At 65.2% G+C, this 17,700-nt stretch carries 20 protein-coding genes and 1 pseudogene; 11 read left to right on the top strand and 10 right to left on the bottom strand.

Annotation, left to right across the window (positions count from 1 at the left end; genetic code table 11):
- Positions 1-21 precede the first annotated feature (21 nt).
- From ACQY4O_RS00090 to ACQY4O_RS00100, 3 genes are all read left to right on the top strand, one after another.
- Positions 22-1,593: a GMC oxidoreductase gene (locus ACQY4O_RS00090; protein WP_428374227.1), complete on the top strand. Its 1,572-nt coding sequence runs from the start codon at positions 22-24 to the stop codon at positions 1,591-1,593.
- 321 nt (positions 1,594-1,914) lie between these two features.
- Positions 1,915-2,187, top strand: a complete 273-nt coding sequence (locus ACQY4O_RS00095; protein WP_428374228.1) for a hypothetical protein — start codon at positions 1,915-1,917, stop codon at positions 2,185-2,187.
- A 73-nt stretch (positions 2,188-2,260) separates the two neighbouring features.
- A complete protein-coding gene (locus ACQY4O_RS00100) occupies positions 2,261-2,752 on the top strand; it encodes a cupin domain-containing protein (RefSeq protein WP_428374229.1) in 492 nt (163 codons plus the stop codon).
- Positions 2,753-2,872: 120 nt separating this feature from the next.
- Here the strand turns inward: ACQY4O_RS00100 and ACQY4O_RS00105 are convergent, their stop codons facing one another.
- Positions 2,873-3,787, bottom strand: a complete 915-nt coding sequence (locus ACQY4O_RS00105) for an SMP-30/gluconolactonase/LRE family protein (protein WP_428374230.1) — start codon at positions 3,785-3,787, stop codon at positions 2,873-2,875.
- Positions 3,788-3,944: 157 nt separating this feature from the next.
- On the opposite strand from ACQY4O_RS00105, the gene ACQY4O_RS00110 reads away from it, so the two are divergent.
- From ACQY4O_RS00110 to ACQY4O_RS00125, 4 genes are all read left to right on the top strand, one after another.
- Positions 3,945-5,723: a thiamine pyrophosphate-requiring protein gene (locus tag ACQY4O_RS00110; protein ID WP_428378055.1), complete on the top strand. Its 1,779-nt coding sequence runs from the start codon at positions 3,945-3,947 to the stop codon at positions 5,721-5,723.
- A 142-nt stretch (positions 5,724-5,865) separates the two neighbouring features.
- Positions 5,866-6,846, top strand: coding sequence for a hypothetical protein (locus ACQY4O_RS00115; RefSeq protein ID WP_428374231.1), 981 nt, complete (start codon positions 5,866-5,868; stop codon positions 6,844-6,846).
- Positions 6,839-7,504, top strand: a complete 666-nt coding sequence (locus ACQY4O_RS00120) for a gluconate 2-dehydrogenase subunit 3 family protein (protein ID WP_428374232.1) — start codon at positions 6,839-6,841, stop codon at positions 7,502-7,504. Before ACQY4O_RS00115 ends, ACQY4O_RS00120 begins: the two co-directional genes overlap by 8 nt.
- Positions 7,494-9,137 carry a GMC family oxidoreductase gene (locus ACQY4O_RS00125; protein ID WP_428374233.1) on the top strand — a complete coding sequence of 548 codons (1,644 nt, stop codon included), beginning with the start codon at positions 7,494-7,496 and terminating at the stop codon, positions 9,135-9,137. Before ACQY4O_RS00120 ends, ACQY4O_RS00125 begins: the two co-directional genes overlap by 11 nt.
- 98 nt (positions 9,138-9,235) lie before the next feature.
- Here ACQY4O_RS00125 and ACQY4O_RS00130 read toward each other — a convergent pair whose 3' ends face one another.
- From ACQY4O_RS00130 to ACQY4O_RS00145, 4 genes are all read right to left on the bottom strand, one after another.
- Positions 9,236-9,394, bottom strand: a complete 159-nt coding sequence (locus ACQY4O_RS00130; RefSeq protein ID WP_428374234.1) for a hypothetical protein — start codon at positions 9,392-9,394, stop codon at positions 9,236-9,238.
- Positions 9,395-9,500: 106 nt separating this feature from the next.
- Positions 9,501-9,905, bottom strand: coding sequence for an amidohydrolase family protein (locus tag ACQY4O_RS00135; RefSeq protein ID WP_428374235.1), 405 nt, complete (start codon positions 9,903-9,905; stop codon positions 9,501-9,503).
- On the bottom strand, positions 9,845-10,300 hold the full coding sequence (locus ACQY4O_RS00140) for an amidohydrolase family protein (RefSeq protein WP_428374236.1): 456 nt from the start codon (positions 10,298-10,300) through the stop codon (positions 9,845-9,847). The genes ACQY4O_RS00135 and ACQY4O_RS00140 overlap by 61 nt, the downstream gene beginning before the upstream one ends.
- A 255-nt stretch (positions 10,301-10,555) precedes the next feature.
- On the bottom strand, positions 10,556-10,885 hold the full coding sequence (locus tag ACQY4O_RS00145) for a hypothetical protein (protein WP_428374237.1): 330 nt from the start codon (positions 10,883-10,885) through the stop codon (positions 10,556-10,558).
- Between the two features lie 133 nt (positions 10,886-11,018).
- On the opposite strand from ACQY4O_RS00145, the gene ACQY4O_RS00150 reads away from it, so the two are divergent.
- Positions 11,019-11,663: a TetR/AcrR family transcriptional regulator gene (locus ACQY4O_RS00150; RefSeq protein ID WP_428374238.1), complete on the top strand. Its 645-nt coding sequence runs from the start codon at positions 11,019-11,021 to the stop codon at positions 11,661-11,663.
- Positions 11,664-11,685: 22 nt separating this feature from the next.
- Here ACQY4O_RS00150 and ACQY4O_RS00155 read toward each other — a convergent pair whose 3' ends face one another.
- A complete protein-coding gene (locus ACQY4O_RS00155; protein ID WP_428374239.1) occupies positions 11,686-12,630 on the bottom strand; it encodes a LysR family transcriptional regulator in 945 nt (314 codons plus the stop codon).
- Between the two features lie 109 nt (positions 12,631-12,739).
- On the opposite strand from ACQY4O_RS00155, the gene ACQY4O_RS00160 reads away from it, so the two are divergent.
- On the top strand, positions 12,740-13,570 hold the full coding sequence (locus ACQY4O_RS00160) for an oxidoreductase (protein ID WP_428374240.1): 831 nt from the start codon (positions 12,740-12,742) through the stop codon (positions 13,568-13,570).
- A gap of 10 nt (positions 13,571-13,580) precedes the next feature.
- On the top strand, positions 13,581-14,330 hold the full coding sequence (locus tag ACQY4O_RS00165; protein WP_428374241.1) for an SDR family NAD(P)-dependent oxidoreductase: 750 nt from the start codon (positions 13,581-13,583) through the stop codon (positions 14,328-14,330).
- A gap of 75 nt (positions 14,331-14,405) precedes the next feature.
- On the opposite strand, the gene ACQY4O_RS00170 is transcribed toward ACQY4O_RS00165, so the two are convergent.
- Positions 14,406-14,984, bottom strand: a complete 579-nt coding sequence (locus tag ACQY4O_RS00170) for a TetR/AcrR family transcriptional regulator (RefSeq protein WP_428374242.1) — start codon at positions 14,982-14,984, stop codon at positions 14,406-14,408.
- A gap of 165 nt (positions 14,985-15,149) precedes the next feature.
- Between ACQY4O_RS00170 and ACQY4O_RS00175 the strand changes: the two genes are divergently transcribed.
- The gene (locus ACQY4O_RS00175) at positions 15,150-16,226 is read left to right on the top strand and encodes an aldo/keto reductase (protein ID WP_428374243.1); all 1,077 of its coding nucleotides are present in this window, start codon (positions 15,150-15,152) and stop codon (positions 16,224-16,226) included.
- A 97-nt stretch (positions 16,227-16,323) separates the two neighbouring features.
- Here ACQY4O_RS00175 and ACQY4O_RS00180 read toward each other — a convergent pair whose 3' ends face one another.
- From ACQY4O_RS00180 to ACQY4O_RS00190, 3 genes and pseudogenes are all read right to left on the bottom strand, one after another.
- A complete protein-coding gene (locus tag ACQY4O_RS00180) occupies positions 16,324-16,686 on the bottom strand; it encodes a zinc-binding dehydrogenase (RefSeq protein WP_428374244.1) in 363 nt (120 codons plus the stop codon).
- 120 nt (positions 16,687-16,806) lie between these two features.
- Positions 16,807-17,040, bottom strand: a complete 234-nt coding sequence (locus ACQY4O_RS00185) for a GNAT family N-acetyltransferase (protein WP_428378056.1) — start codon at positions 17,038-17,040, stop codon at positions 16,807-16,809.
- Positions 17,041-17,136: 96 nt separating this feature from the next.
- Positions 17,137-17,582 (bottom strand): annotated as a pseudogene (locus ACQY4O_RS00190) (IS481 family transposase); the annotation flags it as partial.
- Positions 17,583-17,700 lie beyond the last annotated feature (118 nt).

The following is a 17,700-nucleotide window of genomic DNA, read 5'->3' on the forward strand; positions in this document are numbered from 1 at the left end:
CTGGACGGGTGGATTCATCACATGGCGTCAGAAGACCACTACGACATCATCGTCATCGGTAGCGGTCCCGGCGGCGGCTCGCTGTCGCACCGTCTGGCGCCAACCGGCAAGCGTATCCTGATGATCGAGCGCGGCGACTACCTGCCGCGGTCGCGTGCCAACTGGGATGCCAAGACGGTATTCGTGGATGGCGCCTACCAGGCACCGGAGACGTGGTACGGCCGCGGCGGCAACAGCTTCCGTCCAGGGCTGCACTACTATGTCGGAGGCAACTCGAAGGTCTATGGCTCGGCCCTGTTCCGCCTGCGCGAGCGCGACTTCGGTACGCTGCAGCACGCGGACGGCATCTCGCCGGCCTGGCCGCTCGGCTACGACGTGTTCGAGCCGTACTACTGCCAGGCGGAGGAGCTGTTCCATGTCCACGGCCAGCGCGGCGAGGACCCCAATGAGCCCTGGTCCAGTAAGCCCTATGCCTATCCCCCGGTCTCGCACGAGCGGCGTATCCAGGCGCTGAGCGACACGCTGCAGAAGGAGGGGCTGCATCCGTTCCACCTTCCGCTCGGGATCCTGCTCGACGAGAAGGACGGCAAGCCGACACCGACCTCGCCCTGCATACGCTGCGATGCCTTCGACGGCTTCCCGTGCGCGATCAACGCCAAGGCGGACGCGCAGGTGATCTGCGTAGACCCCACCCTGGCCGCGCATCCCAACTTCACCCTGCTCACCAATGCCTATGTCGAGCGGCTGGAGACCGATGCTGCCGGCCGCTCGGTCACCGGGGTGCACCTGAGGCGTGACGGCGCGCATGAGGTCTATTCCGCCGACATCGTCGTGGTCGCGTGCGGCGCGCTCAGCTCGGCCCTGCTGCTGCTCCGCTCCGCGAGCGACGCCCACCCCACCGGCCTCGCCAACGGCTCGAACCAGGTCGGCCGCAACTACATGCGCCATGACATGAGCGTTCTGATGACGATCCTGAAGGAGCCCAACCACACCGTGTTCCAGAAGACGCTCGCCGTCAGCGACTATTATTTCGGTGACGGGGACTGGCCGTATCCGATGGGTTTGATCCAGATGTGCGCGACCTCTCACGGCGGGCAGATCCGGGGCGAGGCGCTGCCGGCCTTCATGTCCTGGGCGCCGGAGATGCCGTTCAACAAGATGGCCGAGTACTCGATGGACTTCTGGTTGCAGAGCGAGGATCTGCCGAGGCCCGACAACCGCATCGCCTACGATGGTGACAAGGTCGTGCTCTCAATCGCCGAGGGCAGGGAGGAAGCGGCGCACCGCCTGAAGCACAAGCTGGAAGGTCTGCTGGAGCCGATCGGCGCGTGGCCGATCCTGCTCGATCGCAGCCTTTATCTCGGCAAGAACATCCCCATAAACGGCACAGCGCATCAGGCCGGCACCTGCCGCTTTGGCCCGGATCCGAAATCGTCGGTGCTCGATCTGGATTGCCGGGCGCACGAGGTCGACAATCTCTACGTCACGGATGCGAGTTTCTTTCCCTCGATTGGCGCGGTGAACCCAACGCTGACGATCATCGCCAATGCGCTGCGTGTTGCAGATCGTATCAAGGAGCGCCTCGGCGCCTAGCCCCTTCGGGAGCATCAAGCATGTCATCCACATCCACCCCTTCCTGAACTCCGTCCTGGGCGCCGCTGCTGGCCCCCAGGCCCGGCTCAGCCGTCTTCCTCCAGGTCATGTCCTATGCGCGGGTGCTGGCGGTGGCGATCGCCATACTGCTGACAGTGCTGTTCCAGCCCGGGGTCAAGGCGAACAGCCCAGCCGGTGGCGTCACCGCCGTCGTGCTGGCCATTGGGCTCGAGACGGCAAACTGGCAAGGTGCCGCCAGGCTGGTGGTCGGGATTCAAGGGTGCGGTGCGGCAGGCTCTCCAGGTGTTCAGCTCGCACAGCGTGGCGGCCGCGCTGATCGTCGTTGGCATCGTGATCGACCTGGTGATGCCGACCGGGATATTGTCCGGCGTGTCGGACCGCCGCGCTGCCTTCATCCTGGCAGGCTCTTGCGGGGTGACGGCCGCGCTGTTCAAGCGGTTCTGGCAACCGAGCGACTTCCGGCAGTCCGGAGAGAGCCAGCGGCGCGAGCCGTTTCGGAATTTCCTGAAGAACCTTCGCTCGCGTCTGGCTTTCTGCTCATCGTCGTGGGGCTGGATGGCCATTCCTGGTTGAGCTCGATCACTGCCCCTGGTCGTCCTCGCATCCCTACGCAGAGGTCGCACGCCCCAGCTGAGAACGGAACGACATGATGCGCAGCCCGATCGAGATCATAACCGGCACCGACATCGCGGACGAGAAGAGCGGACCGAAGCCCAACGTGCCGTACTGGCACCTCTGGACCGACGAGTCCGGCATCAGCCACCAGAAAGCGTGCTCATTGACCAATTATTCGCTTAAGGGCGTGGGGGCCGCCGATCCGCAGTGGAACAACAAGCAGGAGACGGTGTCCTCGACCGTGGTGTTCACGGTGCAGCCGGTTGGCTGGGTCGGTGACTGGCACGAGAACCCCGCGCCGCAATGGATCGTCGTGCTGTCCGGCCGGTGGTGGATCGAGAGCATGGATGGCACCCGGATCGAGCAGGGGCCCGGCGAGTTCTCGTTCGGCGAGGACCAGGGCTGCACGATGACGGAGGGCCGGAAGGGGCATCGCTCGGGAACGGTCGGCGATCAGCCAGCCGTGTTGATGACGGTGCAACTGCATGTCGATCCCCGGTCCGAACCCTGCCACATCCGCTGAGGCGTTCACGGTGCTTCAGATCCCGGCTGCTTCCAGGACAGCGCGATGAGCAGACGCCGACTGCCCGAGGTGCCGGCCTCCACGACATGAGCGAAGCATAAGCTGGCGCTGCGTCAGTCATCACGGCTCGGATCGGGCGGGGTTTAGCGTGCAGCGCCGTACGACGCCGGTGCGACCGGGCCGGAGGCGAAGCAGAGCGCCCGCATGCGGCTCGGCGCGCCGCTGCGCATCGGACAGCTTGTCGGCGGCACTGGTGATGTACAGCGTGTCGAGCTCCGGACCGGCAAAGACACACATGGTCGGCTGGCTGACCGGGAGCACGATATCACGATCAACGCTGCCATCCTCGTTGAAGCGGCGCAGCAGGCCGGCGCCGTGCAGCGCGCACCAGTAGCCACCATCGGTATCGACGGCAGCGCCGTCGGGCAGGCCGCCCGCCTTGGGGATGACGGCGAAGGTACGGCGATGGCTCAAACGGCCGCTTCCCGGCTCGAAATCGAAGCTCCAGATCGCCCCGGACCGACTGTGCGAGAGCAGGAATTGCCGACCGTCCGGGCTCCAGGCCATGCCATTATGCAGTTCTGCCGCGTCGGGTTCCGCCCTCAGGCCGCCCTCCCTGGTGAAGCTGTGCAACGAGGCCGCGATCGGAACGTACACGTCCGGCTGCAGCGGGTCGAACATCACGCCGACCCAGAAGCGGCCGGTCGCATCGCAGGCGCCCTCGTTGAAGCGGTGAAACGCCGGGTCGAACGGGGGCGGCGCGAGAAGCGTCAGCCTTCCGGATGCGAACTCCAGTCCAAAGATACCGCTGCGGAGCGCCACGACGGCGCCGGAGAGGTCATCGTCGAGCGCGAACGCGCCGATGTCCGACGGAAGCGACCATTCCCGCTGCGCCCCGCTGTCCGGATGATACCGGTAGAGTGCCGGTTTCTTGACGTCGATCCAGTAGAGGGCCGCCTCGGCTGCGCACCAGGTCGGCGACTCCCCGATCGTCGCGCCGGCATCCAGAACCAGCTCGATCCCATGGTCAGACATGCAGCGGTCTCCTGGTCGCCGATACAGCATAGCAAACGTCGATCGGCTTCCCCTGTCCATCCGCGGAACCGGGCGTGGCAGACAGCGTAGAGCCGCTAGACCTCGGTCGGCGCGCAGCCAGTTGAGGCAGGGCAAGGCTCGGAGTGCAGCCATGAGCATGACCGTCAGCGATTTCGTATGGAGCCGCCTCGGCGAGTGGGGCCTGAAGCGGGTGTTCGGCTATCCAGGCGACGGTGTCGGTGGCCTCGATCTGGCGCTGGAGCGTGCAAAAGAGAAGATGGCCTACGTGCAGGTCCGGCACGAGGAGATGGCTGCCTTCATGGCGTCGGCGCATGCCAAGTTCACCGGTGACGTCGGTCTCTGCTACGCGACCTCGGGACCCGGTGCTATCCACCTGCTGACCGGCCTCTACGACGCAAAAATGGATCACGTGCCGGTCGTGGCGATCGTCGGCCAGCAGGCCCGCACCGCGATCGGAGCGCACTATCAGCAGGAGGTCGATCTCCAGACCTTGTTCAAGGACGTGGCCAGCGAATACGTCGTGACTGCGACGGTGCCGGAGCAGATCCGGCACTGCATCGATCGCGCGGTGCGGATCGCCGCGACGACGCGCAGCGTGACCTGCGTCATCATTCCGAACGACCTGCAGGAGCTTGCATATCAGGATCCACCGCTGGCCCACGGCACCACGCATACGGGCGTGGGTTATGCCGGCCCGGCGAAGCTTCCCGAACTGTCGCTGCTTCAGCGGGCGGCCGACGTGCTGAACGCCGGCAAGAAGGTCGCCATCCTGGTCGGTTCCGGCGCCCTCGGCGCGACCGACGAGGTGATCGCTGTTGCCGAAAAACTGCAGGCGGGCGTCTCGAAGGCGTTGCTCGGCAAGGCGGTGCTGCCCGATGCCCTTCCCTGGTGCACCGGTGGGCTCGGGTTGCTCGGCACCAAGCCATCCTGGGACCTGATGCAGAAGTGCGACACGCTGCTGATGATCGGCTCCTCCTTTCCCTACAGCGAGTTCCTGCCAAAGCCCGGCTCCGCCCGCGGCGTGCAGATCGATCTCGACGGCACCAGGCTGAGCCTGCGCTACCCGATGGAGGTCAACATGGTGGGAGACTCCGCCACCTCGCTGAAGGCACTGCTGCCGCTGCTCGAGCAGAAGAAGCCGGGGCGCTGGCGCAAGGAGATCGAGAGCAACGTCGAGACCTGGTGGAAGACGCTCGAGCAACGCGCCATGGAGCCGGCCGACCCGATCAATCCTCAGAGGGTTTTCTGGGAGGCGTCGAAACGCTTGCCGGAGAACTGCATCATGACCGGTGACAGCGGATCGGTGGCGAACTGGTATGGCCGTGACATCAAGATGCGTCGTGGCATGATGGGCTCGCTGTCCGGCAGCTTGGCCTCGCTCGGTGCCGCGACGCCCTATGCCGTTGCGGCGAAGTTCGCGTTCCCCGATCGCGTGGTGCTGGCCTTCATCGGTGACGGCGCGATGCAGATGAACGGGCTCAATGTGATGATCACCATCTCCAAATACTGGAAGGAGTGGTCAAATCCGAAACTGGTAGTGATGGTCCTGAACAACCAGGACCTGAACCAGGTGACCTGGGAGGAGCGCGTGCAGCTTGGGTCGGGCAAGACGGAGTCGACCCAGGCTATTCCGGACTTCGCCTATGACAAGTATGCCGAGTTGCTCGGGCTGAAGGGCATCGTCGTACGCGATCCGGAGCAGCTCGGTGCCGCCTGGGACGAGGCATTCGCTGCCGACCGACCGGTCATCATGAACGTCTACGCCGATCCGAACGTGCCGCCGCTGCCGCCGCATATCACCTTCAAGGACGCCAAGAACTTCGTCACCATGATGGGAACCGAACCGGAGCTTGGCAGCGTGCTCAAGAACAGCGCAAAGGAGCTGCTGGCCAGCATCCTGCCAGGCAAGCACTGAGCCCCGTTCGACATCATGCTCTTAAAGGGGGCGCCGGTGCCCCATGATGACATGAGCACGCCCGACCCGGAGCAGCCCGGTCTGGGGATCGCCTTCAGGGCCCAGGACGCCGCATCTTTCGCAGTCAGGATGGGGAGTTAGGATGGCGGGCGACAGGGCGGCTCTGGTCGGTTCCGGCATGGCCCTGATAGGGTTGGCGAGCCTGGCTGCGACCCGGTTCAAGCAGCAGGCGACGTCCCGTCTGGCAGGGACGCGAAGGCAGTCGGCCGCCCTTATCGGCACATCGGACCAGCTTGATCCGGATGCGGCTGTCCACGCCGCACGTCGGCTCAATCGCGCGGCCGGGGTGCTGGCGGCATCGGTGCTGGCCGACAGCGCGGTGGAGCATTATCGCGGGCAGTTCCACAACAATGCCATGTTCACGCCGCTGGTGACGGCCAGCCTGTCGCTCGCGGTGAGTGCGCACGGCAACGCGGACAAGCGGCCGCTCGCGCACCACGCGCGCGACGCCGTCTACCTGCTGGCTGCCGCGACCGGACTGGTCGGCACCGTTTTCCACTCCTACAACGTGCTGAGCAAGCCCGGCGGATTGACCTGGCAGAACCTGTTCTATTCGGCCCCGCTCGGTGCGCCGGCGGCGCTCTCGCTGTCGGGTGCGACGGGCTTCCTTGCCGAGCGGGTGCGGGACACCCCGCCAGGCATGCCGCCGACAATCGCCGGCGTGGCGGCGGGCCGTGTCGTCGGCGTCGCAACGAGCGTTGGCCTGCTCGGCACGATGGGCGAAGCCGGATTGCTGCATTTTCGCGGCAACTACCAGAACCCGTTCATGTACGTGCCGGTATCGCTGCCACCTTTCGCAGCCGTGGCCCTGGGGCTGGCGGCACTCGGCCGCACCGGGCAGCGCAGCCGGTGGACACGCGCGCTGCTGCGGCTGACCGCAGCGATGGGCTATGCCGGCGCCGGGTTTCACCTGCGCGGCGTGGCGCGCCAGATGGGCGGCTGGCGCAACTGGAGCCAGAATATCCTGAACGGACCGCCGGTGCCGGCGCCCCCTAGCTTTACCGGGCTTGCCATGGCGGGGCTGGCGGCGCTTGGCCTGCTGGAGGACCATCCTGATGACTGACCATGACGGCGCACGCAATCCGGGCCGCTATCCGGACTACGACGTGATGAGCAAGCAGTCCTCCCCCTCCTGGAACGCGGTTACGCGAAATGTGGTGCATGCGCGCCTCGCCGTGCCGCGGGAGCCACGTTTCTTCGATCCGCGCGAGTGGGAAACCTTGCAGGCGGTCTGCGCCCGGATCATGCCGCAGCCCGCGACCGGAGCGACCATCCCGCTGCCCGCCTATGTCGACGCCAAGATCACCGAGAAGCACGAGGACGGCTACCGGTATGCATCGCTGCCAAGCCAGGGCGAGGCGTGGCAACGCGGGCTGGCAGCCCTCGACCAGGAGGCGGTGGACTCGCACGGTGCCCGCTATCATCTGCTGACGCCGGAGCAGCAGGACGCGTTGCTGCAGCGGATGCAGGACGGCAAGCTGGAGTGCAGCGCTTGGCAGGGAATGCCATGCAAGCCGTTCTTCGAGCACCGCGTCATCGCCGACATCACGCACGCCTATTACGCCCACCCGATCGCCTGGAACGAGATCGGCTACGGCGGCCCGGCCAGTCCGCGTGGCTACGTCCGCATGGGGCTCGATCGCCGCGATCCGTGGGAGGCAGCAGAGGCGCAACCCGGCGAGGATGCGCGCGCGCGCCGGGAGAACAAGCGTGTCGGCTGATCCGTTCGCGGCACCACGGGGTGCCAATGGCCGCGCCCCGGACATCTTCTCAGAAGATGGCTGGATGCCGATGCGTCAGTTCCGCGAGGACGAAGCCGTCGATTTCGTGGTAATCGGAACGGGCGCCGGTGGCGCGCCGCTGATTGCCGGACTCGCGGAAGGAGGCTTCTCGGTCGTGGGTTTCGATGCCGGCCCATGGTTCCGCCCGCTCGAGGAGTTCGCCTCCGACGAGCAGGAGCAGAACAAGTTGTACTGGACTGACACCCGCGTGGTCGATGGCGCCAATCCGATGGTCATGGGCGGCAAGAATAGCGGCAAGGCGGTTGGCGGCAGCACCGTGCATTTCGCCATGGTGTCGCTGCGGTTCAGGCCGGACTGGTTCAAATCGCGCACGACGCTGGGCTATGGCGCCGACTGGCCGCTCGATTGGCGCGACATGTGGGACTACTACACGAAGGCCGAGCAGGCCCTGAAAATATCCGGCCCGGTCGTCTATCCGTGGGGCCCGAAGCGGCCACGCTATCCTTATCGCGCGCACGAGCTCAATGGCGCAGCCGAGTTACTTGCCCGCGGCGCCGAGGCGATGGGGATCCGCTGGACGCCGACGCCGCTCGCAACCGTATCAGCGCCACGCGGCGAAAGCCCGCCTTGCGTGTATCGCGGCTACTGTCGGTTCGGCTGCTCGACCAATGCCAAGCAGAGCGCGCTGGTCGCGTTCGTGCCCCGTGCGGTCAAGGCCGGCGCAGAGATACGCGACCTGGCCATGGTCGGGCGCATTGAGGTGGACGGCGCCGGACTTGCCACCGGCGTGCACTACGTACGCGAGGGCAAGTGGCGGTTCCAGCGCGCGCGCAACGTGGTCGTGGCGGGCTACGCGGTCGAGACGCCGCGTCTGCTGCTGGCATCTGCGACCGACCGCTGCCGGGACGGGCTCGCCAACAGCTCCGGCCTGGTCGGCAAGAACCTGATGACGCAATCCAACCAGGCGGTATTCGGGACGATGCAGCAGGAGGTGCGCTGGAACAAGGGACCGCCTTCCCTCTCGATCACCGAGCACTGGAACTACGACGACCGCAAGGACTTCTCGGGCGGCTATTGCTGGATGGCGCAGGGCCCGCTCCCGGTCGAGTGGGTCACGGTGCAGACCGGTTCGCGCGGCCTATGGGGCCAGAAGCTCATCGACGAAATGGAGAAATACAACCATCAGGTCGGGCTCAAGATGGTTGGCGAAATGCTACCGGACGAGCGCAACACTGTCACTCTTGACGACGAGGTAGACCAGTACGGGCTGCATGTGGCTCGCGTCACCTACAGCTGGGGCGACAACGACAAGGCACTGATCCAGCATGCGCTCGGCCAGATGCAGACCAGCCTGGAGGCTGTCGGTGCAGCCGATATCTTTCGTCAGGAGAACGACACCAACCATCTCGGTGGCACCGCGCGCATGGGTGAGAACCGCAGCACCAGCGTCGTCAACGCCGATTGTCGAAGCTGGGACGTACCAAACTTGTGGGTCTGCGACGGATCGATATTTCCGACCGTCGGCGGGGTCAATCCGTCACTGACCATCACAGCAATTGCGATGCGGACGGTCGATCGCATCAACCAGATGGCGAAGCGCGGGGAGCTTTGATACTAGAGCAAGACCGGCTCAAGTTGAGCCGGTAAACTTGCTCTACCAGATTGATTTAGAGACTGATTCACGTCTCAGGCTGGTTCAGCCTGAGACGATCAGGCTCTAGGATCATCGCGCTTCAGCGACGACCCTGTCTTGGGAGCGAGGGAGTCGAGCAGAAGCTGGCGCAGGTCTTTCCGGTCGATCTGAGGTCCGGGATCTTCGTGGGTTTCGTCCCCCATCCCAGGCAGCTCCTTGCCCTGGGAGTCGATCATCCGAAAGGCCTTGGCTTCATCGCGAGAGAAGCGGGCGAAAACATCGCCGAACTCGGCCGTGTAGGTCAGCTTGATTGGGATGCGCCGAGCTGCCGATGAGGCGCTCCTAATTGCCCGAGCCGATGGCGGCCTTATCCGCCTCGCCCAGCGGCGCATTCTTCAGGAAGGCCCTCGCTGTGCCGCCGCCTGTGTCCCTGAAAGGGTAGTCAGTGGAGTATATGATGCGGTCGGTACCGACGACCTCGGCGCTCCAGCGCAGATAGCACTCACTGTACAGGCCGCTGCCCGTCCCCCACACATTCTGCCGGAAATAGTCCGTCAAAAGGCGGTCCAAGCGGAGGCCCATCGCCTGCATGACGGCCGTGTGCTCAAGGTAGAACAGCACCAGTTCGCCCCAGTGTCCGACAATCACCTGCAGACCCGGATGCCGGTCGAAGACGCCTGAAAAGATCATGCGCAACAGCTGAACGCCGGTCTCGTAATACCCGCCGATACCGAAGTTCGCCAACATGGCATCGATCTCGTCGCCGTATCCGGAATAATAGGCCTCGCGGACCGGCGCGACGGGCGTTTGCGGATGCAGGTAAATAGGCGAATGAAGTCGGCCGTAGCGTAAAGGCCGTCAAACCGACGGTCATCGGCGTTCGTGGTTCCTGTGCGGCCGTACAGCATCGCCCCTCGAAAGCCGAGCCGGGCCACGGCTCGCCTCAGTTCCTCTCCGGCGCTGTCGGGCTCTGGAGTCGGGATGGCCGCGAAAGCCTGAAACCGCGCCGGGTTGTGGTTGACGATTTCGGCGAGCGCGTCGTTGGCTTCGCGGGTGACGGTGACGGCATCCGCTGGTGCGAGGTTCTGCACCCTAGGGATGGTCAGCGACAACACCTGCGTGTCCGCGCCCTGGGTGTCCATGTCGGCAGGCGTCGGTCGCCCACGTCCCTGAGCCTCTGCGCGAGCGGATCGTCGCCGAAGCCCGCCCCGGGGACTTGTTGCATCCCGGGTAGCCGCGACCAGGCGGCCAGCAGTTCCGGCACCACTAGGTGCTCTTCAAGTCCTACAATCTGCATCCGTGGGCTCCGTCGCTGCAGACTTGCCGATGAGAGAACGGGGTGGCCGGGTTTCACGGCCTCCCCCGCCCAGATCTCATCCGAGGAGGTCGGGACCTGGCTATGCCGCGCTTGCGCTCGCGGCCGCGTGGCCGAGGGCTTCGCCGAGCGCCTGGATCTTGTTGGCGTTCTTGCCATCGGTCTTCTTGCCGATCGAGGCCGTCTCCTTGCCGAGCTTGACCACCAGCTTGCGGATCGCCTCGCTGTCCAGCTCCTTGGCGTGCAGGTGCTTCTTGAGGCTTTCCAGATCCTTGACGATGGTCTTGGCGGCTGGCTCCTCGACCTTCTCCAGCGTCGCCTCCCAGCCCTCGATGTTCTTGACCGCGGCACTCACGGTCATGCTTTTGATGCCCTCCCTGAGGTGCTTGATGGTCGCGTCGAACTGCGGCATGGCCTTCTCCTGACAAAGGTATGCCGAAAGATTACGGGCACACCAGACCGGACCGTTCGGTCCGGTGTCTGGTAAACTCGTGCGCCGTGCCATAGTTTCAAGGGTGGCCGCACATGGACGGCCGGAGCTGAAGATGCCGACGCCTGCCGCCCTGACAGCCGAGAAGCGCGAATCCATTCTAAACAGCGCGCGGGACGCCTTTGCCGAGCACGGCTATGAGGGTGCGAGCATGTCGGCGATCACCCACGCCGCCGGGGTGTCGAAATCCACCGTCTATAACCACTACCGCAGCAAGGCCGAGCTGTTCGGCGCCTTCGTCCAGCGCGAATGCGCTCAGATGCTGGCGCAGCATTTCGACGATGGACAGATGCCGTCTGGGGATACGGCTCAGACGCTCCGCACCATCGGGATCGGAATGGTCGAACTGATCACCTCCCCGGTCTGCTTGATGATCGACAGGGTCGTGACGTCCGAGGCCGAGGCCTTCCCCGAGCTGGCAGAGTCGTTCTACGCGGCAGGGCCGCAGCAGGCGATCACGCACTTGTCTGGCTGGCTCATGGCACGGACGGAGGCCGGCGACTTAGCCGTGCAAGACGCGGAGTTCGCGGCCGATCAGTTTTTCACGCTTGTGCAGACCAGCATCTACTATCGGTGCCGCCTGCGCCTTGGCCGACCCTCACCGCAACAGACGGCGCACGTCGTAGACTCGGCCGTGGCCATGTTCCTTGGCCATTATGCGACGGAACGGGCTTCTACGGAATTCGCCAGCATGGGGTAGCAACGAAGCCTAAACGTGCACTTTAGCTTGCGTGTTCAGATCTGGAGCTGCCTACGTTCTTAGTGCCTGCCGCAGCAAAACCTCGAACTTGATTGATGAATGCTCTCAATGCGGGGGCCATCTGCCGTTGCTCGGGGTAGCACAAGAAGAAGCCGGGAAACGGCGCAGACCACTTCTGCAAGAGCGGGATCAACCGTCCCTCGCCGATCAGCGGCGTCACCATCTGCTCCACCACGAAGGCCAGTCCTACACCCGTCACTGCCGCCTGCCGCTCCAGGTCGCGGCTGTTGACGATGAGCGGCCCATCGACCGCCACATCGAACCAGCGTTCGCCGTCCCAGAACTCCCAGTCGTACGGCGTCGCGTGACCGGGCCAGTGCCAGCGTATGCAGCGATGATGCTTGAGGTCCGCTGGATCGGTCGGCGCACCGTGCCGCGCTAGGTAGTCGGGCGAGGCGACCACGATCTGGCGAAGATCGGGGCCGAGGCGCACTGCGATCATGTCGCGCTCGATGACCTCGCCCACGCGGATCGCAGCGTCGTAGCCGCCCCTCACCATGTCCACGACGGCATCATCGAGCGTGATGTCGAGCACGATATCGGGGTAGATGTCGGTGAACGATCGCAGCATCGGCGTCAGGAACAGGTTCGCCGCGACCCGGAAGCAGTGGACACGCACGCGCCCGGCAGGCCGCTCCCGTGATTGCCTGACCTGTTCAACCGCCGCGCCGAGATCGACGACAGCCGGGCGCACGCGCTGCAGCAAAGTCTCGCCGGCTTCCGTCAAGGACACGCTGCGGGTAGTTCGGTTGAGCAATCGCAGGCCGACGCGCTCCTCGAAGCCGCGCACCATCTGGCTGAGTGCCGAGGGAGAAACGCCAAGGGCAGCGGCGGCGCGGCTGAAGCTGAGTTCCTCGCCGACGGCAACGAAGGCGCGAAGCTGGCCGAAATCGCTGGTAGAGAGCATCGCGGCAGAAAAAGCATTATGTAGCGCGACTTACAAGTCCCGTTAGCTAGCCGGGTATTCTGAACGTGCCCGGCCAGTGCGAAGTGGACCTCCAACCAAGAAGAGTGTCATGAAAACCTGGCTCATCACTGGAATCTCGCGCGGCCTCGGGCAGGCGCTCGCCCAAGCGGCACTCGATCGCGGCGATACCGTCATCGGCACTGTGCGCGACGGCGCGGTCGACCTGGATACAGGCATGGGCAAGCTCCACGTCCTGCCTCTCGATATCGCCGAAAGGGGAGCGGCCGAGCCCGTCATGGCGCGTGCCTTCGAGTTGGGCGGTCGCATCGACGTTATCGTCAACAACGCAGGCTATGGCCTTCTCGGAGCCGTCGAGGAGGCGACCGACGCCGAGATCGATCATCTCTTCGAGGTCAACGTGTTCGGGCCGATCCGGCTGATCCGGGCGGCCTTGCCCCGGCTGCGCACGCAGGGGAACGGCCATATCCTCAACGTCACTTCGATCGCCGGCCGGGCGCCGATGGCCAGTTCCGGCGTCTACGCCGCCGCCAAATCGGCCATGGAAGGCCTGTCGCGGAGCTTGTCGCAGGAAATCGGGCCCCTTGGCATCAAGGTGACGGCCGTAGCGCCGGGCGGCTTTCGTACCGACTTCTTGTCCGATCACTCGATCCGGAGAAGCTCGGGAACTGGGGACGCCTATGCCGGGACGGTCGGCCGAGCGCTTGCCCACCTCGCCGAGATCAAAAGCAGACAGATCGGTGACCCGGCGCGCGGGGCCAGGGCTATCCTGGCCGCAGTCGATGCGGAGGCTCCGCCCCTGCATCTCCTCCTCGGCTCGGACGCGCTGCGCCGGGTCCGCGAGAAGGAGGATGCGGTGATCGAGGAGCTGGATCGTTGGGAAGAGGTGACCCGTAGCACCGATTTTCCGGCACAGGCGTAAGGGACACATAATGACGTTACCGGAGAGCTGGAGCCTGGCGGGCAAGGTAGCGATCGTCACAGGTGCCGCGCGGGGGATCGGCCGGGAGGCGGTCGGCATCCTCCGCGCGCGCGGCGCCAGAGTGGTGGCGAGCGACCTGAGCCAGGCCGTGTGCGACTTGGCGACGGACGAGGTCGCCACGGTCACGGGCGACATCTCGGAGGAGGATACGGCGCGACGCACCGTGGCGTTGGCGCGTGAACGCTTCGGCAGCCTCGATATCCTCGTCAACAACGCCGGGCGGACCATGAACAAGCCGCTCGTCGAAACGAGCGTTGCCGATTGGGACAACATCATGGCCGTGAACGCCCGCGGCAACTTTCTGCATGCGCGCGAGGCGCTACGCGTGATGGTCGAGCACGGCGGCGGCACTATTGTCAGCGTTGCCTCGATCGTGAGCGTGGTGGCCATGAAGGACACTGCCGCCTACGCCGCCTCCAAGGGCGCCATCGCCCAGCTCACCAAAGTCATTGCCGTCGAGTATGGCGGCCGTGGCGTGCGCGCCAACGCCGTGGCCGCGGGGGTGGTCGAAACCGACATCCTCGAGGGCATCGTTGATGACAGCCGGGCGACGCTGGCCAGCTACGGCAGCGTCCACCCGATTGGCCGGATCGCACAAGCGATGGAGATCGCCGAGGTGATCGCGTTCCTTGCGTCACCTGCGTCGAGTTTCATCACCGGAGCGCTCGTCATGGCCGACGGCGGCTACACTGCGCTTTGAGCGGCTGGGCAGGTGGACAACCGACGGCAAGCGGCTGGGTGAGTTGGCTGGCTGCGCCTGTCCATCGCACGAAGGTCAGGCAGACACGATCAGGCTGTCAGGCGACAACGTGGACGTCACCATAGCCGGCCAGGCGCGTAGCGCAGCCTGCACGATGGCCAGTAGCGACCCCTGCGTCGCGCCATCGCGCGCGAGCACGGACATGCCCTGCATGACCGCCAACACCAGCCCTGCCAACGCGGCAGCTTGCGTTCCGAGCGGCAACACGCCGTGTTGGATGTCGCGTTCGATGCGTGTCCTTAGCCGGCCATCGACACCGCGGCGCACGTTGGCCACAGCCTCCTGCACATCGGCGGAGTCCGCCGACCCGCTCGCGGTCGCGCTCGCGAGCAAGCAGCCCCTAGGGGTGGCCTCGCCAGTATAGGTTTCCACGGCGGCGGTCATCAGGTCGCGCGCGGCCTGATAGGCTGTCGGCGCGTCGTCGATCGCGCGCCCCACGTCCTCCGGGTCGCCCGCATAAAGCCGCATGGCTTCAAGGAAAAGCTGCTTTTTGTCCCCGAAGGCGGTGTACAGGCTAGGGGCGCTGACCCCCATCGCGGCAATCAGCTCGGCCACCGAGGTTGTCTCGTAGCCGTGACGCCAGAAGGTCAGCATAGCCTGCCGCAACGCGACGTCCCGGTCGAAGGAGAGTGGCCGGCCGGTCCGGCGAGGTGGGGCGTGCATGGAGACTTCCATAATGACCGCTAAGGAACAGATTGACTTGGTGGCCATAACGAGCCATTTCTTCCATAGCATCCATTACGGAAGTCCGGGAACCTAATGTCACTTACGAAATTTCGCACGCTCGGTCGCTCGGGCCTGGTGGTCAGCCCCGTCGCGCTCGGAACGATGACCTTCGGGCCGGGAGAATGGGGCGCCGATGACGCGACGTCGCGCGCGATCTTCGACGCCTACCGAGACGCCGGCGGCAATTTCGTCGATACGGCCGACATCTACTCGGGAGGCGCAAGCGAAATCCTCGTCGGCCGGTTCATCAGAGAAACCGGCTCGCGTGACGAGGTGGTGCTGGCGACCAAGTTCGCCTTCAACGGCTCGGCCAGCCCGCTGACCGCGACGCAGGCCGGCGGTGGCAACCCAAACGCGGGCGGCGCGGGCGCGAAGAACATCCATCGCGCACTGGAGGCGTCGCTGAAGCGCCTCGATACCGACTACATCGACCTGTACTGGATGCACATCTGGGACGGCGTGACGCCGGTCGAAGAGATCGTGCAGACGCTGGGCGACCTCGTCCGGGTAGGCAAGATCCGCTACTACGCCTTCTCTGACATGCCCGCGTGGCTGGCGATCAAGGCCGCGACAATCGCCGCCGAGCGGCGCATTCCGGGCCCGATCGCAATTCAGGTCGAGTATTCGCTGGTCGCGCGCGATGTCGAGGGCGAGCATATCCCGGCCGCGCGCGAGTCAGGCATGGGCGTGATGCCCTGGAGCCCGCTGGCGGGCGGTTTCCTCACCGGAAAATATCGGCGCGAGGACACCAGCGGCTCCGGCCGGCTGAGCGGCGCGAACCCGTTCGGCAACAGCAAGTTCGTCGACCGGAACTGGGACGTGCTGGACGTGCTGAAGGCCGTCGCCGCTGACCTCGACCGCCCGGCGGCGCAGGTCGCATTGGCCTGGGTCATGGCACGTCCCGGCATCACCGCCACCATCATCGGCGCGAGCAAGCTGCCCCAGTTAGCCAGCAACATCGCCTCGACCGAGATAGAGTTGAGCGAAGTTCAAATGACACGCCTCAATGAGGTAAGCGCATCGGCGCCGGGGTTCAGCGTGGGACTGACCTCGCCAATGATCCGTCGCATGGTGTTTGGCGGCAATGACGTGATCGGGTGGGCTGAATAGGGCAGGCGGATGGTCCGCTCTCGGCAATATCTGAGGCCGCGCTGAGCTGTCGGCTAAACCACCCGTGACCGGACCGGCTAACTCCCGCCGAGCGATCTCAACCTCTGGCGGTTGCGCCCGCGGGGAATAGGATCAGTTTGCCGTGGGCGTGCCCGCTCAGGCCGAGGTCGAGCGCCTCGCGCCACTCCTCAAGGAGAAACGTGCGCGCGACTGGCACGGCGAACCGCCCCTCGGCCGCGAGCTTCGCGAAATCGCCAAGCACATTGTACCGCAGCTCGCTTTCGAAGCTGTTGCGCGCTCCCAGCTCCTCGGCGGCGGGACCGTGATTGCTGACCGTGAGCACGCGGCGCCCATCGCCACCGGCGATCGTGACGAGGTCGGGCAGCACGTCGCTGATCGGGCCGGCATCCAGGATCAGGTCCAGCGCGCCCCCGCCGATCTCAAGCACCAGCTCGACCATGCCATCTCCATACGGCGTTACCTTGGCGCCGAGCGCGGAGCCGGCCGGCGAAAGTGTCTCCCGCGGCTACGATCACCCGCGCTCCACGCATGAGCGCCATCTGCACGGCGGCGAAGCCGATCACTGTGCCCGCGCCTCAGAGGCGGTCAGCAGCTTCCGTCCAAGCCCCGCATTTTGTTCTCGGGGATCGACTGTCAGCGAGCTGAGAAACCAGACGCCGTAATCCTCGGGTTCGAGCCAGACGCACCCAAAGAGCCCATCGAAGCTCGGCCTCCGCCAGACCAGGAGCGAGGCTCGCTCCCGGCTCGAAAGCTCATTTAGAAGCTGGGCTACGGTTGTCCGATTACCCTTGATGTAGTCTGCCTCAGAGTTACTGTCTTCGCGGCATCACATGTCGAACATGTGGGTCATGTATCGAGCTGTCGGGCCGTCGGCATAGCGCGTTGGGATTGTGAATCGGATGCCGTTATCGGTCAGCACGGTGTGGATCTTGTATGGGATCGCGCTCATCACCTGAGTCAGGAAGGCGGATGCTGAGGACCTGCCGGTCCTTGTGACGAGCTGCGTCACGGCGAACTTGCTGGTGCGGTCGATCGCGACAAAGAGGTAGAGCCTGCCTTCAGCGGTTTGCGCCTCGGCGATATCGATGTGGATGTAGCCGATGGGATAGCCCTTGAACTTGCGCTTGACCGGCTTGTCGCGCTCCACCTCGGGCAAGCGGGTTTGGCGGCAAGAGACCGCCAGACGTGGCGCTGCAGGCAGCGTTGCAGGGACGAGCGTGTCAGGTGCGGGATCGTGGCCAGCAAGGCATACAGGCAGTCGTCGAGTGGAAGCAGCGTTTGTCGCCGGAAGGCGACGATGACCGCTTCGTGCTCGCGGGGCGCGCGCGTTCCTCGTTAAGCATCTGGTCGATGATGCCGCGACCAGACCCAGCTTCGGCTGCGCCCGCAGCGGCTAGCGACGGACCGGCGGTAGGGCCCCAGCAATCGCCTGGCGCACCATCCGCCGCTGCAC

The sequence above is a fragment of the Lichenicoccus sp. genome (assembly GCF_965277665.1).
In the GTDB taxonomy this organism is placed as follows: Bacteria; Pseudomonadota; Alphaproteobacteria; order Acetobacterales; family Acetobacteraceae; genus Lichenicoccus.

Coding starts and splice junctions, on each gene's coding strand:
- ACQY4O_RS00090 (WP_428374227.1), top strand. CDS start 22: ATGGCGTCAGAAGACCACTACGACATCATCGTCATCGGTAGCGGTCCC.
- ACQY4O_RS00100 (WP_428374229.1), top strand. CDS start 2,261: ATGATGCGCAGCCCGATCGAGATCATAACCGGCACCGACATCGCGGAC.
- ACQY4O_RS00105 (WP_428374230.1), bottom strand. CDS start 3,787: ATGTCTGACCATGGGATCGAGCTGGTTCTGGATGCCGGCGCGACGATC.
- ACQY4O_RS00110 (WP_428378055.1), top strand. CDS start 3,945: ATGACCGTCAGCGATTTCGTATGGAGCCGCCTCGGCGAGTGGGGCCTG.
- ACQY4O_RS00115 (WP_428374231.1), top strand. CDS start 5,866: ATGGCGGGCGACAGGGCGGCTCTGGTCGGTTCCGGCATGGCCCTGATA.
- ACQY4O_RS00120 (WP_428374232.1), top strand. CDS start 6,839: ATGACTGACCATGACGGCGCACGCAATCCGGGCCGCTATCCGGACTAC.
- ACQY4O_RS00130 (WP_428374234.1), bottom strand. CDS start 9,394: ATGATCGACTCCCAGGGCAAGGAGCTGCCTGGGATGGGGGACGAAACC.
- ACQY4O_RS00135 (WP_428374235.1), bottom strand. CDS start 9,905: ATGTTGGCGAACTTCGGTATCGGCGGGTATTACGAGACCGGCGTTCAG.
- ACQY4O_RS00140 (WP_428374236.1), bottom strand. CDS start 10,300: ATGGACACCCAGGGCGCGGACACGCAGGTGTTGTCGCTGACCATCCCT.
- ACQY4O_RS00145 (WP_428374237.1), bottom strand. CDS start 10,885: ATGCCGCAGTTCGACGCGACCATCAAGCACCTCAGGGAGGGCATCAAA.
- ACQY4O_RS00150 (WP_428374238.1), top strand. CDS start 11,019: ATGCCGACGCCTGCCGCCCTGACAGCCGAGAAGCGCGAATCCATTCTA.
- ACQY4O_RS00155 (WP_428374239.1), bottom strand. CDS start 12,630: ATGCTCTCTACCAGCGATTTCGGCCAGCTTCGCGCCTTCGTTGCCGTC.
- ACQY4O_RS00160 (WP_428374240.1), top strand. CDS start 12,740: ATGAAAACCTGGCTCATCACTGGAATCTCGCGCGGCCTCGGGCAGGCG.
- ACQY4O_RS00165 (WP_428374241.1), top strand. CDS start 13,581: ATGACGTTACCGGAGAGCTGGAGCCTGGCGGGCAAGGTAGCGATCGTC.
- ACQY4O_RS00170 (WP_428374242.1), bottom strand. CDS start 14,984: ATGCTGACCTTCTGGCGTCACGGCTACGAGACAACCTCGGTGGCCGAG.
- ACQY4O_RS00175 (WP_428374243.1), top strand. CDS start 15,150: ATGTCACTTACGAAATTTCGCACGCTCGGTCGCTCGGGCCTGGTGGTC.
- ACQY4O_RS00180 (WP_428374244.1), bottom strand. CDS start 16,686: ATGGTCGAGCTGGTGCTTGAGATCGGCGGGGGCGCGCTGGACCTGATC.